We start from the raw sequence: 16,677 nt of genomic DNA on the forward strand, positions 1-16,677 counted from the left end.
ATTTATCTAAATTTGCGTTAACTCTATAATATCAGTAGATTATGCTTTTTAATTTAAACCTTTAATATTATGTCACTTCGATTAGGAGATATTGCCCCGGATTTTGAGGCAAATACAACACAAGGACCTATTAAATTTCACGAATGGTTAGGCGACAGCTGGGGATTGCTTTTTTCTCATCCAGCGGATTTTACTCCTGTTTGCACAACAGAGCTTGGGAAAACCGCCCTTTTACAAGGTGAGTTTCAAAAACGTAATGTAAAAGTTTTGGCTGTCAGTGTCGATGATATTAATTCGCACAACCGCTGGATTCCGGATATTAATGAAGTAAATGATACAGAAGTTAACTTCCCGATCATCGCAGACGAAGGGCGTAAGGTTGCTGAAATATACGATATGATACATCCGAATGCCAGCGAAAAGGCAACTGTGCGGTCCGTATTTATCGTTGGTCCTGATAAAAAAATAAAATTGACACTTACATATCCGGCATCGACAGGACGTAATTTTAATGAAATTCTTCGCGTTGTTGACTCACTTCAATTGACAGCTAATTACTCAGTAGCAACACCGGCTGACTGGAAAGATGGCGAAGATGTTATAGTGGTTCCGTCCGTAAGTACGGAAGATGCCGAGAAGAAATTTACAAAAGGTTTGCGTATTGTAAAGCCATATTTGCGTTATACTCCGCAGCCTAATAAATAATCTTGTTAGCGTATTTACACGCAAAATCCCCGATTCAATAGCTGCTTTGCAGTATTTGAATCGGGGATTTTTTAGTTTTCTACCTCAGATTTAATGACTTTTTCCGGTTCAATCACCGGATCTCCGTAATAGATCATATTTCTTGCAGCCTGATAATAATACCAGATCGATAATCCCATTGGGATGTGGCTTATGTCGTTGTAGTTGAACCACGGGCCAAAACTGAATTTTAATGCATGGAAACCTGCGGCAACGGCGCCCAGAAAGGAAGCGATAAAAATGTATTTGCTTCCAGGATCTTTTTTCTTCTTGTAAACATAAATTTCAATGGAGCATAACATCAGGAACAATCCATAAACGGCGTGTATTTCTACGATAACAAAATTCAATGTGATGAATGTCAACACAAAAAATGTCGTCAATTCAAAATAATTCAAATAGCCGAGCCAGGATCCGAATTTTGGTCTTAATAGCGGTTTGATATGCCATATTGCTGCTCTCTCAAACAAGGCGACAGCGATCATGCTCGCAAACCATCCGGGAATTTTTCCGCGCTGTCCCGTTACGTATAAAAATCCATGTCCGAGAACACCACCAATTACGGTGGCGATGCCCATAAAAAGAAAAAAATATTGAATCTGGCGATACATTACGTGTTTGCGACTTAGCTTTCCTAAGTGCACAAAAGCATAAAAGCATACAATTGCCATCAAAAGGCTGGATATAACAGTCGACGGCTCTAAAATGGTAATGCCAAACAATTTTATCTGATGTACTTTGTCGAAGTCAATGGCAATCTCGTTCATTAGGCGAAGTTTCTGTTGGTAATAAAGTCAGGGTTCTTATTTTTTATTCAAAGTAACAACAAATGAAGCCTTTTTTGCAACATTCAGCCCTTTCAATACCTGTTTAATAAAACTATGCCAACAAGCCAAGGATAATATTGATCAAAAATTCTGGAGTTCTTCTAAATATAAAGAACTCCACCTGGTGAAAAGTGCCAGTCCGTAGATAAAATCAGGTCGCTGGTCTATTACCAAAATTCTTGTGGTAAACATCCTATTCCTTTGTATCGGGAAATGTGTCAAATGTTAGGCTCACCCTCCTGACCATAAATCAATTCACCATGAACAAGGTATTTTTAAAAAGTTTTAAAGTAATAGTGCTGACAGGCGTTTTGTTTTTACAATCGCAACTGATCCAGGCACAAGGTTCTATCGCCCCAACTTCTACGGCGCCGGCGCTATCAACTCCAAAAGGAAATTCGAAAATTTCAGGAATTGTTTCTGATTCGGCGGCTGCGAAGCCAGTTGAGTTTGCCAGCGTTGCCTTGGTTAATGCCACAGATAACAAAGTGATCGATGGAACTGTCGCTGATGTGGATGGAAAGTTTGAAATCACAAGTGTTGCACCTGGAAAATATAAACTGCTGATTTCGTTTTTAGGTTTTAAAGATAAATCGGTAAACAACATTTCTGTCGAAAAGGGAAAAGATATCAATCTGGGTAAGGTACAGATGTCTGCCAACACCAAAACGCTCGATGAAGTAACGATCACCGGTGAGAAATCGATGGTAGAAGAAAAAGTTGACCGCCTGGTCTACAATGCAGAAAAAGATATTACGTCAAAAGGCGGCGACGCGTCGGATTTGCTTCGCAAAGTTCCTATGTTGTCAGTTGATCTTGATGGAAATGTTTCGTTGAGAGGAAGTTCTAATATTCGCGTTTTGATCAATAATAAACCTTCAACCATTATCGCCAGCAACGTGGCCGATGCATTGAAGCAAATTCCAGCTGATATGATAAAGTCAGTTGAGGTTATCACTTCGCCATCAGCCAAATATGATGCGGAAGGTTCAGGAGGTATTATCAATATCATTACCAAGAAAAATAATTTGCAGGGACTAACGCTGAATGTTGATTCCGGCGTTGGAAATCGCGGTACCAACCTGGGACTTAACGGTAGTTATAGAAAAGGAAAAATGGGTTTTACGCTGGGTGGTTTCGGACGTGCATTTTATAATAAAGCCACTTCGGATTTGAATCAGGAAACGAAATCAGGAAGTGACATATTTGGCACAAATCAAACTTCTGATTCAAAGGATCGGGGATTGTTCGGACAATATTCTTTGGGTTTTGATTATGATTTGGGGAAAAATCAGGCACTTTCCGCTGGCGTTCGTTATGGTACCAGGAATTTTATTCAGAAGCAGAATCTGACAATAGATCAGTTTACCAATTCAGAATTAACTTCAAATTCTCAGCGTAAAGTTGATCGTAAAGATCTTTCAGGAACTGTTGACGTGAACGTTGACTATGTACGCACCTTCAAGCCGCAACAGGAATGGAGCTTTTCAACGCTTTATAGCAGAACTAATCTGACCAACAATTTCAATACAGACTTATTAACGCCGAGTGGTAGCGTCGGAAGCAAATTGAAAAACGTAAACGAAAATTTCAATACGGAATTCACCTTACAAACTGATTACCAGACACCGATCAAGAAAAATCAGTTGCTGGAATTTGGTGCAAAGGGAATTTTCCGGACTGTCAATAGCGACTATAAATATCTGATGGCAGGTGAATCCGGCGATTTTACGATCAATCCTGATAATCCGTCAGGCGCGTTGAATTACAATCAGAATGTGGCTGCTGGTTATGTATCTTATACCCTGACGACGAAAAATAAATATACTTTCAAAGCGGGAACGCGGTATGAGTATACGGGGATCAACGCAGATATGGGTGCGGAAGGCGCAGTGAATATTCCAAGTTACGGAAATCTCGTTCCAAGTATCAATGTTTCAAAAAACCTGACGGATGCAACGACAATTAAGGCAGCGTATAACCGCAGAATTCAACGTCCGGGTATTCAACAATTAAACCCGAATGTCAACCTTTCAAATCCGCAAAGTATAAGTACCGGAAATCCATTGCTCAGCCCGGAATTGACTGATAACTTCGAAGTAGGTTTGAGTACCAATATTAAAAAAACATATCTGAACGTGTCTGCTTTTGCAAGAAATACGAATAATTCAATCACGCAGATCCGGACTACTGTCGATACGCTAGCCGGCGCGATCGTTACGACATTCGAGAATATCGGGAAGCAAAGTGCATATGGAATGAATATTTTCGCCAATGTTTACCTCACATCTAAATGGACCGTTAATGGAAGTATTGATCTTTTACAATCCTATATGGAAGGTCAGACGGTAAATGAAGCAGGCGTTTCGCAGGCGGTCAGCAATTCGGGCTTTAATTATGGCGGTCGCCTGATGTCACAATTATCGTTGAAAAAAGGTTGGGGTTTACAGGCTTTTGCTTTCTACCGGGGCAGAGAAGTTCAGTTGCAGGGAACAAGAACCGGTTTTTATATGTACTCGCTTGGCTTCAAAAAAGATTTTGCCAACAAGAAAGGGAGTATTGGTTTTGGGGCTGAAAATTTCCTCACAAACGGGGTGAAATTTACCTCAGATTTGAAATCACCAATACTTGCGCAGTCCAGTCAAACACAATTATATAACCGGAACTTCAAGATTACTTTCAGTTATTCAATTGGAAAAATGAGTTTTGACGCGCCGAAACGTAAAACGCGGTCAGTATCGAACTCAGATGTTAAGAGTGGTGGTGAAAATAATTAGCAGATCGTCCCGCTCATTATTTTAAAGGCTAACTTTTTGTTAGCCTTTTTTATTCGTTTACCGCATAAATTAATCAGCCTTTGTTTGACTAATGGATAATATTTGATTATTATTATAATAAATTATTATTTTTTATAATTAAACAAAGTCACACTAGTCATGAAATGGTCATTTGTAATTCAGCAGAAATTTAAAGCGACGCTGCTCCTTGGTGGAATTATGCTTGTGATTGTCTTGGGTACAATCGTCTCCCGAAGAAATATCAGTGGAATTGATAAATCCTTTTCATCGATTTATCAGGATCGGCTGATACCGGCGACCACGATTATTTATCTGACTGAGGATCTGTATGGAAAACGTCTTTTGCTGGAAAAGTTTTTGCTGACCAATGACGCTGAAAATAGTGGAGAAATTTCTGGATTACTTTCAGTACATAACCAAAGTATAGATTCGCTTATCCAGATGTTTGAAAAAACATACCTGGTAGATCAGGAAGCAAAAAGTTTGGCGGTCTTCAAAAATAGGGTGGAGGAATACGCGCTTCTGGAAAACATGATGCTGAATCTTTATAATTCAGGTCACAGGGACGCTGGAAGGGAAATATTTGAAGGAGCTGGGGCGAGAACTTTCCAGAGTACGATCAGTAACCTAAATGAATTAACGAAAATCCAGTCGATTGTCGGAAAAGAATTAATAAGGGAATCGCAGAGCGATTTTGCCAGTTATGCAATAATTTCCTTTTTGCAAGTTGGGTTAGCCGTAATTATCGGGTTGATCGTTCTGGTATTTATTCAAAATTCGAGAATTATTAATACCTCGAAAGTAATGAAAGATGAAGGACAGCATTTTCATTTAAACTAACACAAAAACAGCCATGAGATCGCTCATGGCTGTTTTTATGTTAATCATTATTTCTTATTGACCAACTTTACGACCTTTCAAAGTTTCGCGCTGATTGTTCACTTGTTTCAACAAATCTTTATTAACAAAAAGGCGGGTACCGTTTCCAGCCTGCATATCAAACGTGCGTTCCTTGTAAGAAAACTTGTTGTTTGGCATAACGTCAAGAAAGTAATTCTGACCGCTCAGATTGAACAACATTCCTTTTTTGTCCTGCTGCGTATCATCCCAGGAAACATTGATCGTTCCATTACCAGATCCCAGCGAAACGCCCGGTGTGAAAGGACGAACATTGATTGTCTGAATACTTTTTCCGTTGCTAATACTAATTTGTCCTTCCGGATTTACTTTAATGTCATTTGGGTCAGATACCTCGCGACGAATTGTAATCGCCTTGTCATTGAAAAACTGAACTTTGCTTAAAGGAATCCCGGCGCTTTCCAGATCTTTTCTCAGATCTTCCGTAAACACGGTGTAATTGGTAAAAGGTATAGAATTCGTGGTGGTACAAGCAGATACGCCAACGATAAGTGCCAGGCCGGCAAAAAGTTTTTTAATTAGATTCATGGGTTGTAATTCGTGTTTCACTATTAACTGGTTCTCAAAATCTTCACGCTTATTCTTTCATGTAGAGAACGCAATATTACTAAAAAGCGGTGCAGTAACCAACAGGAAATCTACTTCTCTACTAATTGGAACGTTGCTGACAATCTGTCAGACTCCTTTGCGCATAATTCATATTGGAACGCAAATTTTTATGCGGTATTGCAAAGCAGAAAATAATTCTAAAATATAAATTCAATAAACAGAAAAATTATGGAATCAGTGATTCAGGAAAAAGGAAATCTTAGCATTCACACCGAAAACATATTTCCGATAATTAAAAAATTCCTTTACTCGGACCACGAAATATTTTTGCGAGAATTAGTTTCAAATGCAGTTGATGCAAGTCAGAAAATTAAAAAACTTGCTTCCTATGGTGAATTTAACGGAGAGTTAGGAGAGCTGAAAGTGGTGGTTAAATTGGACAAAGAGGCCAAAACGATCACAATCAGCGATAATGGAATCGGTATGACAGCCGATGAAATAAAAAAATATATCAACCAGATCGCTTTTTCCGGAGCTACCGAATTTGTAGAAAAATACAAGGATAAAGGCGAAGACGGAAAAGGAGACAAGGGTATTATCGGACATTTTGGTCTTGGTTTTTACTCTGCTTATATGGTGGCGGATAATGTTGAAATTATCACAAAATCGTATAAAGACGGTTCGGAAGCGGTTCGCTGGATATGTGACGGATCGACAGAATATGAATTGACATCGGCGGAAAAGGCTGAACGCGGTTCAGATATTATCCTTCACGTTGCGGCGGATTCAGAAGAATTTTTAGACGAGCATCGTTTAATAGGAATTCTTGAAAAATACGGTAAATTCCTTCCGATAGAAATTCAGTTTGAAGACAAGGTAATTAACAACCCAAATCCAATCTGGACAAAAAATCCTGCTGACCTGACAGATGAAGATTATCTTTCTTTCTACAAAGAACTTTATCCATTCAGTGAAGATCCGTTGTTCTGGATTCATCTGAACGTTGATTATCCATTCAATCTGACAGGTGTACTTTACTTCCCGAAACTGAAAAATGATTTCCAGGGACAACGCGAAAAGATTCAGCTATATAGCCGTCAGGTATTTATTACGGATGAAGTAAAAGATATCGTTCCTGATTTCCTTCAATTGCTGCACGGTGTGATCGACTCTCCGGATATTCCACTGAACGTTTCAAGAAGCTATTTGCAGGCTGATGGAAATGTGAAGAAGATTAACGGATATATTACACGTAAAGTTGCTGACAAACTTTCCGAAATCTTCAAAAATGACCGTGAAGGTTTTGAGAAAAAATTCGATGACATCGGACTTTTTGTTAAGTATGGTATCATCAGCGACGAGAAGTTCTATGATAAAGCGAAAGATTTCTGCCTTCTGAAAAACGTCGATGGAAAATATTTTACTTTTGAAGAGTATCGTGAAGTCGTTAAAGATAACCAGACTGACAAAAATGATATGCAGGTTTGGTTATACACTACGGATGTTAAAAAACAAGATGCATTTATCGAGTCAGCGAAAAAACGCAGCTATGACATTCTCGAACTGACCAGCGTTATTGATTCTCATTTTATCAATACGTTAGAACAGAAAGTTGAAAAAATCCAGGTGAAACGTGTCGATGCTGATACGCTTGACAAACTGATTGAAAAGGACATTACGCTTGAAAGCGTTATCTCAAAAGAGGAAGAGGAGAAAGCTCAGAAACTTTTTGAAGAAGTAGTAAACAGCAAGGCTGGTACTGTGAAAATCGAAGCGATGCCGGTTGACGAATTACCAGTCGTGATTACATTCCCTGAATTTATGCGTCGTATGACGGATATGCAGGCTTCGTCAGGACAGCGTTCTATGTTTGGTGATATGCCAATGATGTACACAATTTCTGTAAACGCAAACCATCCGGTACTGGGCCGCATTTTGAGTACTGAAAATGAAGAAGATCAAAAGACTCTTGCAAAACAGGTTTACGATCTCGCGCTGTTATCACAAGGATTGCTGACTGGAAAAGATTTGACACAATTCATTCAACGTACCGTTGTGAATTTGTAAATAATATCTAAGCAAAAAACTCCGCCTTCATAACGAAGGCGGAGTTTTTGTATTATAGGGAAATTTAACTCCTTCCTGAAATCAGTTTGTCTTTCAGTATTTGAAGCTCGTCCCATTTTCCTTCTTTTGCTAGGAGTGCCTGTTTCGGCCAGGAAGTAGGATCATGCATTTGAAAGCGCGGGCCTGCATTTTTCAGGATATTTGAAATTCTAATCGGTGAGGTGTTTGCTAATTGTTCGTAGGTATATATGCCTTCTTTATTAATTAACTCCTCAATTTTTGGTCCGATTCCTTCAACCAGTTTTAAATCATCAACTTTTTTTCCCTCTGACGATTTAAGGACTGGCTCTATTTCGGGATATACAGTTTTAGAGGCTTTGCCTACCAGCGGCTGCGTTGCCTGATATTCAACCTTTTGCAAACGGCAATCTGCAAGCTCTAATTTTCTGTCATCAATCGCTTCACGTAGTACCCTTATACGTCCGCCAGTCATCAGGCGTGCGAGGAGCCAGCCGAGTAAAGCAGCAATGATAAGAAGTATAATAATTTCAGAAATCGCGACCGGTTTACTGAACGGATTAAGTTGTAAGAATATCATAATGTGTTAGTTGTCTTAGAATTAAAGTTTTTAAATGCTTCGGCTATTCAATCCGGCCGCCGTTTAATTCGTCCTGCCAGGCTTTCAATCTGTCCCAGTCGCCATTGGCGGCAAGTTCAGCCTGACGAGGCCATGTTGTAGGATCATGTACCTGAAAACGTGAGTCAGAATTCGCAAGGATTTCGGATATCTGTTCTGCGGTTTTCTGGCTTAACTGACGGAAGGAATTAATTCCCGCGTTTTTTAGCACACTTTCAATTTTAGGACCTATACCTTCAATTATTTTTAGATCGTCATGCTGAATTTTCTCAGCGACAGGCATCACCGGAACTACTGTCCGAACATTATTCACCTGCACGCGTTCAGCAGACTTTTTCATTACAATTTTCTGATCCTGGCAGTATTTGAGATCGCTGTCCAACCTGGATAACTCAGTCTCCATATCTGTAATCACGCTTTTTCTGGAAATGTAGCCAATGATATACCCGAGAATCAACGCTACGGCCAACATCAACAGGTGTTGCCAAAAGGCATCGGGATTGGCAAGAGGATTTAATTCAAACATTTTATAATGTGTTTATTGGATTAAAATAAGCTATTGAACGACAATGGTCACGCGTCGGTTTGCACGTTTTCCTGCTGGGGTATCATTAGGAGCCTTAGGATCGGCTTCACCTTTTCCAGCCGTCAAAATCCTGTCAGCAGGCATACCTAGCGCGACAAATTTTGCCTTGACAATGTTAGCGCGCTTCTTAGAAAGTTTAAGATTCCACTCAGCACTATCATCGCTGTCGGTATAGCCAGTCAGCAACAATTTTTTGTCTTTATTCTCTGACAGAAACTTCTTAGCTTCTTCAAGAAACTTGCCATTTTCGGCCGTTTTTATATATTCTGTGCTGGCTGTTGGGAAGTAAAGATCGAGCGGTTTGAAAATACTCTCGTACTTCTGTTCGTTCGCCAGATCGGTTTCGGTTACAGCAATACGTTTTGCGAAAGTGAAGTCTATCCCGCCACTCATAGAATCCGGACTGAAAGTAATGGCATCGCTTAATTTCCCGTTCAAAATAAACAAAGAGTCAGGCAAACCTTTTCCGGTAAGATACGTCTTGATACCCGCTGCACGAGCAATTCCCAGATTTGGGAAACTGGTCGCATTGGTCTCCTGCGAAGAATACAAACCGGTAATTGTAATAATTTTGCCTGGATTGGCAGCTGCGAAAGAAGCAAGTGAATCGATTTCAGCTTGTACTCCAGATAAATTTGCATCTGCACCTGATTTGGCGAAACCAAAATTTCCAGGCGATTGAAGATTGAATGCTGTGCCGTCTGTAATGGTTAACGGCGTGATTGAAATTGTTGGTGTGTTAGTGTCGGTATTTACCGTAGACGTTGAGAGTGGCGCATCGCAGAGCTGCTTTATTTTACATACGTGCCAATAGGTTGAGCCTCCCATCCAGCCAATAAGTAAAATCCACCAAAGTGTTTTGTTGTTTGACATAATTATTTAAGGATTAATTTCTTATATGGACTGAAATAACCGGATTCGGTCACATAAATTTAATCTCTAAATAGATTTTTTCAAGATTTAATGAAAGCAAAAATCCCGGATAGCTATATCCGGGATTTTTTATTATCGGTTCATTGAGATCAAGAACTCCTCGTTGTTCCGTGTGCCTTTCATATGATCGAGAAGGAAATCCATTGATTCCATCGCGTTCATATCAGACATATGTTTTCTCAAAATCCAGACCTTTTTCAACGTCTCTTTATCCAGAAGCAAATCTTCTCTACGAGTACCAGACGCCATAACATCGATAGCCGGGAATACGCGTTTATTTGAAAGTTTACGATCCAGTTGAAGTTCCATGTTACCAGTACCCTTGAATTCTTCAAAGATAACTTCGTCCATTTTTGAACCTGTATCAATCAAAGCAGTTGCAATAATGGTCAAAGAACCACCATTTTCAACATTTCTTGCCGCTCCGAAGAAACGTTTTGGTTTGTGTAAAGCGTTGGCATCAACACCACCTGAAAGAATTTTACCGGATGAAGGCACCACCGTGTTGTATGCACGGGCCAGACGTGTGATAGAATCCAGAAGGATAACCACGTCATGTCCGCATTCCACCATTCTTTTTGCTTTTTCAAGAACGATACTCGCCACTTTTACATGACGGTCTGCCTGCTCATCAAATGTTGAGGCAATAACTTCTGCCCGAACACTGCGCTGCATATCTGTAACCTCTTCCGGACGCTCATCGATCAAAAGGATTAACAAAAATACCTCAGGGTGATTGCGTGTAATAGCGTTTGCGATTTCTTTTAAAAGAACCGTTTTACCCGTTTTTGGCTGGGCAACGATCATTCCACGTTGACCTTTTCCAATTGGCGCGAACAAATCAAGGATACGAGTTGAATATTGGTCAGGACGGCCGCTCAATCTTAAACATTCTTCCGGGAAAAGCGGAGTAAGGTATTCAAACGGAATACGGTCTCTGATTTCCTCAGTTGTTTTCCCGTTGACCGTTTCAACGCGAAGCAATGCAAAATATTTTTCACCCTCTTTCGGAGGACGAATCTGACCTTTTACAGTATCACCTGTTTTTAAGCCAAATAATTTTATTTGTGACGGTGATACATATATATCATCAGGACTGGCCAGATAATTGTAATCAGCGGATCTCAAAAATCCGTATCCACCATCCTGCATAATCTCCAAAACTCCTTCATTGACGATCAAACCGTCAAATTCACGAACGTAATTGTTATAATTACGTTTGATCTTATTTGAAGGATCTTCTCTCTGCTGGGAAGGACTGTTATTAGGGGTGCTGCGTTCAGTATTTTCTGCCTGCTGTTGCGCTGGTTTCTCCTCAGAGGCGCTAACTGTAACATTTTGAGATGTTTCAGTATTGTCAGCTTGCGTGATGGAATCATTCTGTCCCGTGCTTTCTGCTGGTGCGGCAGCTTCTTCCAGGCCCAAATCATCCATCGTATCTCCATCCTCATCATGCTGAGGGGTAGTATCTATATTTTTAGAAAAAATCTCTTTTTTCGGAGCATCAAATTTCTTTCCGGTCCTTTCAAAGTTTCTGGCAGGAGCCTCTCTTCTTGCAGGAACTTCCGCTCTTGCAGGTGCTTCACGACGCTCCGGCGTTTCACTTATTGCAGGAGTTTCGTTCGTTGCCGCAGGAGTTACAGCTGTTTCTGCTGGAACCTCAACAGCTCTGGGTGTTGTGTCAAAAAGCGGAGCCGAACTGCTGGGCGCATTTTCCTTTCTCGGTTTTCCGGTGCGGGCGTTAATAGGTTTCGCAGATACAGGCGTTTCGTTAGCGACTGTACGTCGTGCTCTTTTTTTCTTAGGCTCGTCGCCTTCAAAAGCCTCCGATTCAGTAAGGGTATCAACCGCAGGTGCGGAATTCTGCTGTGCTTCTTGTTGAGCAATAATTCTGGAGACTAATTCTTTTTTAGGAAGTTTAGCATAATCCTGAATGCCAGTGTTTCCTGCTATTTCTTTCAGCTCAGACAGAAGCTTAAGGTTTAATTCATCAATTGTAAGCATACAGAAAATATACAGTAAAGATAACTTTACCAGATGATTAATGGGATAGTGAATATAGATGGAATATGATAAGAGCACGCAGCTCCTGGGTCACGTGATGGTCATTGATGCGTGAAATTCTATTTTTTTTGCGCAAGCCTAAACAAGCTGAGCAAAATGATAAACTAAGATGGATCAACTGGAATTATTTGCAATTTATTGGAAATGAAGTGTGTAATTAAACTTTTTGAGTATTTTTCTTATCATCAGTTTTGAGAGCTGACGAACGTTGGACGTACTGAATAATACAGGGGTGCTTTTTTATTAAAACGAAGGTACAAAAGCATTTAATAAAATGCAAATTCTATGTTTATGTTTTATTAAAAAGTGTTAAATTATTTTTACAGGGGCATATTATGGCGCGGTGTTTCCGAGAATGCTAGTATTTCTCCCAATAAAAGAAGACTTTTGTGGAATTATGAATATTGTCGTTGATTCGGGCAACACGTACGCAAAAATTGGTTGGTTTTCAGGAGATAACTTGCTTCGATATCAAACGATGCTAGGTTTTTCTGATCTTATTCAACTCATAAAATCAGAATTGCCTGAACGTATCATGTACTCTTCCGTGAGTCGTTCGACAGCAGAGTTTGTGGAAGCACTGGAAGAAAACTTACCGGTTTATAATCTTACAGGGGAAACGCCGGTGCCTATTCGAAAGGACTATGAAACGCCGCAAACCTTAGGTGCAGACAGGGTTGCAGCCGCGGTCGGGGCTAATTGGATGTTTCCTGATTCTGATGTGCTGGTGATTGACATGGGAACTTGCATCACTTATGATCTGGTAGATAGGGAAGGGGTTTTTCAGGGAGGTTTAATTTCTCCGGGTGTAAGAATGCGATTTAACGCGCTTCATACGTTTACTAAAAGACTTCCGCTGTTTGATCCTGAGAGTAACCCGCAATTCATCGGGAAAAGTACAAAACAAGCGATGCAAAGTGGCGTGATGAACGGCATGTTGGCGGAGATTGAAGGAATAATTGAAAGGTATCGTAACAAAATGCCGGATTTGCGCGTAGTGGTATGTGGTGGTGACATACCTTTTTTTGAAAGTAGCCTGAAACCACCCATATTTGCAGTGCCGGAACTGGTATTAATTGGACTGAACAGAATTTTAACATATAATGTCGCTTTACAATAGAATAGGATTACTCACGATAGCAATTACGCTCGGATGCAATTGTTCGGTCTTAATATCAAAAGTTAATGCACAAGGTCTAGGGAATGCTCCTTATTCTTCTCTCGGAATGGGGGAGCTTTATACTGATGCATTTGCAGCTTCTAATGGAATGGGACAAGCGGGTGTAAGTACTGCCAGCAGTTTCGAAATTAACAATCTCAACCCTGCTTTGTGGATTAGAAACAAGTTTACAACACTTGATTTCGGTGCAATCGGACAATACAAACAAATCAATTCAGGATCAGACAAACAAACTAATTCAGGTGGTAACCTTGGCTATGTGGCTTTGTCGTTCCCGGTTGCGAAAAGATGGACGCTTGGTGTAAGTATTAAACCTTACAGCTTCGTTGATTATACCAATACGACAACCCGAAATGTAGCAGGAACTCCTTTCAACGCTTACTATTATAACAGCGGGAAAGGTGGGGTCAACAAAGCTTCTCTTACCAACGCTGTTCAAGTTGGTAAATATTTAAGTCTTGGACTGGAAACTTCATATTTCTTTGGAAACGTAAGAAGATCCACAGAGGCGCTCATTCCTTTTGGCGACGGCAGCGATTATCTTGCCAGTATCAACGATCGGACAACATACAGTGATTTTGCTTTTAGGGGTGGAGCAGCATTGCGTCTTCCTGTAAAAAAAGATAATAAGCTATTTTTAAATGTTGGTGGTGCCTATACGCTTGGTACAAAACTGAATGCAATTCATACGACTTCATTTGAGCTGACCCAGGGATCTTATCCTGTAATCGAACCGGATACGCTGGTCAATCAAAGCAATGGTAATATGACATTGCCAACCCAATTTCAGGTTGGTTTCAGTTTTGAATGGCCGTATAAGCTTACTTTGGCTGCTGATTACAGCCATCAGGCATGGACGGAATACAGAAGCTTTGGAAGTAATAACCCTTCAAGCGGTTTGAAAGATGTCAACCGCCTGCACCTGGGTGTTGAGTATACGCCGAAGTTTGGTTCACTTAGCTATTTTGATAATGTTCGGTACCGTGCTGGTTTTAGTGCCGGCAATACGCCTTATGTTGTTAAAGAAACGAATGTGAAGGATACCAATTTCAGTTTAGGCTTCACTTTCCCAATGGGTCGCGGTTATCAGAACTTTGTTTCTATTTCCTTTATCGGCGGACAGCGTGGCGTTATGGGAACCGGACAGTTACGGGAACGTTACGGACGTGTATCGCTCGGATTAACATTGAGAGAGACGTGGTTTGTAAAACAAAAAATTGATTAATAAAATAAGACCTGAACGAATGTTAGGTATTAAAAAGATATTCAGGATAAAGCAAAAAGGAGATAAATTTATATCTCCTTTTTGCTTTCTGGTGCTTTGCGGAATAATGTTCAGCGCATGCGAGCAAAATAAAAACAAGGTTGGGAAAGCCTATACCGGACCCATTGAGACAGTTAACGGGGTACAGGTGAAATACAGCGAACAGGGTGCTTTAAAGGTATTATTGAAAACGCCAAAGCAACTTCGTTTTCAAAATGAGGATAAAGTTTTTCCTGATACTGTTAATATTCATTTCTACGACCCGACCGGAACGACTGTTATCACCCGTCTGCGCGCAGACTCCGGCCGGTTTGACCAACGTAAAAATGTTTACCTTGTGAAGGGGAATGTGCGTGTAGTGAAATCTGAGACGAAGGAAATACTAACAACAACGGAGCTTAACTGGAGCCCGGAAACCAGAAAAGTTTTTACAGACAAGTTTGTAACCGTCAAAAATATGATCACGAAAGACGTAATTAATGGAAACGGTATGGATGCGGATCAAGACTTTTCACACATCAAATTTAGAAAAGGGACTTTCAAAATGAAGTTTGAGGAGCTTTAATTTTCCTTGCAATTTTCCAACGCTTTTGTCACCGTTGCAATTGGTGTAAAAAGGCTATCTTTTCCCCACTTCATATTCACGTATGTGATAATTTCCGCGATTTCTAACTCCTGTAATTTAGGATTTGCAGGCATAGGTCTGTGAAATGGTTTGCCATTCACAATGATCGTATCTTTCATGCCATATTTTATAATACAAGCCATGGCAGCTTTGTCCTGAATAATTTTTGAACCAATAAGGGGCGGATACAAATTTGCCATACCCTCGCCGTCAGCCTGATGGCAATTTGCACAATTCAACGTGTATATCTGATATCCTTCGGCGAAGTATTGCTCCGTTTTTAGCTCTTCTGCGCTTTGACAAGAAAATGCAGCGAGCGCAATAAAGATTATAAATCCTCTTTTGATCATTAATTCAATGTCTTTTCGACACACTATTTTTTATATTCTTCCAGCAATATTTTCATATCACGCATCAATTTCTGGGTTCCTTCATCAGTAGTCCCATCGTACATGCCCCGGATATGTTTTTCTTTATCAATTAAGATGAACGCACCGCTATGAAGAAAACCACCCTCTGCCGTTTTGTCTTCTTGCGCAGCGGATAAATAACTTTTTTGGCCCAATGCATAAATGTCTTCCTTGGGGCCTGTCAAAAATTGCCATTGCTTTCCCTCTACGCCAAGGTCTTTTGCAAATATATTTAAAACTTTTGGTGTATCATGCTCAGGATCAATCGTATGCGATAAGATCATTACATCCGGATTGTCTTTGAATTCTTTATAAACTTTAAGCATTTCTCGCTTCATAACCGGACAGATGGTGGGGCAGGAGGTAAAGAAAAAATCAGTTACATAAATTTTCCCTTCTACTACTTTTTCAGATACTGTTTCGCCATATTGGTTAGTAAAAGAGAAAGGGGGAATGGTATTGTAAACCGTATCAATAACTTCTTCGCCATTCACTATTTTCTTCACCGCATCCCGTTCCCCTAATATCGGCAGCTTTTTATCACCACTGTTGCAGCCTGACAAAAACGCTGCCAGTACAAAAACAAAAATTATATTAAAACGCCTTAACATTAAACCACTCATAATTACTAATCTAAAAATGCTTTTGCTTCCTGTATGTTTTTGGAAGTAATCTCTTTCACTGATACAATCTTATCTTTCTGCGCCTCGAAATATTGAATGGCCTCCGTCGGTTTCAATTTTTTCGCTGAATCTCCACGATATGCGTGCATCCAGTCCATCATTAATTTATCCGACTCATTAAGCTTTTGATTAATTTCCGTCGCTTTAATACGCTCCTGGGCAAGGTTATTTCCCGCTATTCCTTCATTTTGAAGGCTGTCCATCTGTATTATCTTCTTTGATAATTTTGATTTCAGCGTCATGATGTCGTCCATTTGCGGCATCACATCATCATGAATACGCATTACTTCACTTTCCAGTTCCAATACTTTGTCAGCATCTTTATTACAAGAAAAAAGCAGACAACTAATTGCCAATACTAGTATATATTGTTTCATGTTTTTTGAGGGTTA

16 protein-coding genes are annotated in these 16,677 nt (G+C 40.1%); 7 read left to right on the forward strand and 9 right to left on the reverse strand.

Annotated elements, in window-relative coordinates:
- Window positions 1-69: 69 nt before the first annotated feature.
- The gene (locus L0657_RS25675; RefSeq protein ID WP_235153646.1) at window positions 70-705 is read left to right on the forward strand and encodes a peroxiredoxin; all 636 of its coding nucleotides are present in this window, start codon (window positions 70-72) and stop codon (window positions 703-705) included.
- Between the two features lie 71 nt (window positions 706-776).
- Here the strand turns inward: L0657_RS25675 and L0657_RS25680 are convergent, their stop codons facing one another.
- On the reverse strand, window positions 777-1,511 hold the full coding sequence (locus tag L0657_RS25680) for a DUF6962 family protein (RefSeq protein WP_235153647.1): 735 nt from the start codon (window positions 1,509-1,511) through the stop codon (window positions 777-779).
- A 320-nt stretch (window positions 1,512-1,831) separates the two neighbouring features.
- Between L0657_RS25680 and L0657_RS25685 the strand changes: the two genes are divergently transcribed.
- Together L0657_RS25685 and L0657_RS25690 are read left to right on the forward strand one after the other, a co-directional pair.
- Window positions 1,832-4,348: an outer membrane beta-barrel family protein gene (locus tag L0657_RS25685; protein WP_235153648.1), complete on the forward strand. Its 2,517-nt coding sequence runs from the start codon at window positions 1,832-1,834 to the stop codon at window positions 4,346-4,348.
- Window positions 4,349-4,507: 159 nt separating this feature from the next.
- Window positions 4,508-5,209: an MCP four helix bundle domain-containing protein gene (locus L0657_RS25690; RefSeq protein WP_235153649.1), complete on the forward strand. Its 702-nt coding sequence runs from the start codon at window positions 4,508-4,510 to the stop codon at window positions 5,207-5,209.
- 54 nt (window positions 5,210-5,263) lie between these two features.
- Here L0657_RS25690 and L0657_RS25695 read toward each other — a convergent pair whose 3' ends face one another.
- Complete coding sequence (locus L0657_RS25695; protein ID WP_235153650.1) at window positions 5,264-5,815, reverse strand: hypothetical protein; 552 nt, start codon at window positions 5,813-5,815, stop codon at window positions 5,264-5,266.
- Between the two features lie 249 nt (window positions 5,816-6,064).
- Between L0657_RS25695 and htpG the strand changes: the two genes are divergently transcribed.
- Window positions 6,065-7,903 (forward strand): molecular chaperone HtpG, encoded by a 1,839-nt coding sequence (gene htpG / locus L0657_RS25700; protein ID WP_235153651.1) that lies wholly within the window; start codon window positions 6,065-6,067, stop codon window positions 7,901-7,903.
- A gap of 64 nt (window positions 7,904-7,967) precedes the next feature.
- Here htpG and L0657_RS25705 read toward each other — a convergent pair whose 3' ends face one another.
- The 4 genes from L0657_RS25705 to rho form a co-directional block, all read right to left on the reverse strand.
- Window positions 7,968-8,501 (reverse strand): hypothetical protein, encoded by a 534-nt coding sequence (locus L0657_RS25705; protein ID WP_235153652.1) that lies wholly within the window; start codon window positions 8,499-8,501, stop codon window positions 7,968-7,970.
- A 43-nt stretch (window positions 8,502-8,544) separates the two neighbouring features.
- Complete coding sequence (locus tag L0657_RS25710; RefSeq protein WP_235153653.1) at window positions 8,545-9,066, reverse strand: hypothetical protein; 522 nt, start codon at window positions 9,064-9,066, stop codon at window positions 8,545-8,547.
- 30 nt (window positions 9,067-9,096) lie between these two features.
- A complete protein-coding gene (locus tag L0657_RS25715; protein ID WP_235153654.1) occupies window positions 9,097-9,999 on the reverse strand; it encodes an OmpA family protein in 903 nt (300 codons plus the stop codon).
- Between the two features lie 132 nt (window positions 10,000-10,131).
- A complete protein-coding gene (rho, locus tag L0657_RS25720; RefSeq protein ID WP_235153655.1) occupies window positions 10,132-12,063 on the reverse strand; it encodes a transcription termination factor Rho in 1,932 nt (643 codons plus the stop codon).
- 457 nt (window positions 12,064-12,520) lie between these two features.
- Here rho and L0657_RS25725 point away from each other — a divergent pair, with 457 nt between their 5' ends.
- From L0657_RS25725 to lptC, 3 genes are read left to right on the forward strand one after another with little or no spacing between them, the layout of a single operon-like run.
- On the forward strand, window positions 12,521-13,243 hold the full coding sequence (locus tag L0657_RS25725) for a type III pantothenate kinase (protein ID WP_235153656.1): 723 nt from the start codon (window positions 12,521-12,523) through the stop codon (window positions 13,241-13,243).
- Window positions 13,227-14,528, forward strand: a complete 1,302-nt coding sequence (locus tag L0657_RS25730) for a hypothetical protein (RefSeq protein ID WP_235153657.1) — start codon at window positions 13,227-13,229, stop codon at window positions 14,526-14,528. The genes L0657_RS25725 and L0657_RS25730 overlap by 17 nt, the downstream gene beginning before the upstream one ends.
- 19 nt (window positions 14,529-14,547) lie before the next feature.
- Window positions 14,548-15,132, forward strand: coding sequence for an LPS export ABC transporter periplasmic protein LptC (lptC, locus tag L0657_RS25735; protein WP_235153658.1), 585 nt, complete (start codon window positions 14,548-14,550; stop codon window positions 15,130-15,132).
- Here the strand turns inward: lptC and L0657_RS25740 are convergent.
- Genes L0657_RS25740 through L0657_RS25750 form a run of 3 tightly spaced genes read right to left on the reverse strand, consistent with a single transcriptional unit; the run spans window position 15,129 to window position 16,662 of the window.
- Window positions 15,129-15,542 (reverse strand): cytochrome c, encoded by a 414-nt coding sequence (locus tag L0657_RS25740; protein ID WP_235153659.1) that lies wholly within the window; start codon window positions 15,540-15,542, stop codon window positions 15,129-15,131. The two genes, lptC and L0657_RS25740, sit on opposite strands and share 4 nt — an antisense overlap.
- A gap of 23 nt (window positions 15,543-15,565) precedes the next feature.
- The gene (locus L0657_RS25745; protein WP_235153660.1) at window positions 15,566-16,225 is read right to left on the reverse strand and encodes an SCO family protein; all 660 of its coding nucleotides are present in this window, start codon (window positions 16,223-16,225) and stop codon (window positions 15,566-15,568) included.
- 5 nt (window positions 16,226-16,230) lie between these two features.
- Window positions 16,231-16,662: a viral A-type inclusion protein gene (locus L0657_RS25750; protein WP_235153661.1), complete on the reverse strand. Its 432-nt coding sequence runs from the start codon at window positions 16,660-16,662 to the stop codon at window positions 16,231-16,233.
- Window positions 16,663-16,677 lie beyond the last annotated feature (15 nt).

The organism is Dyadobacter sp. CY345 (genome assembly GCF_021502725.1).
Classification (GTDB): domain Bacteria; phylum Bacteroidota; class Bacteroidia; order Cytophagales; family Spirosomataceae; genus Dyadobacter.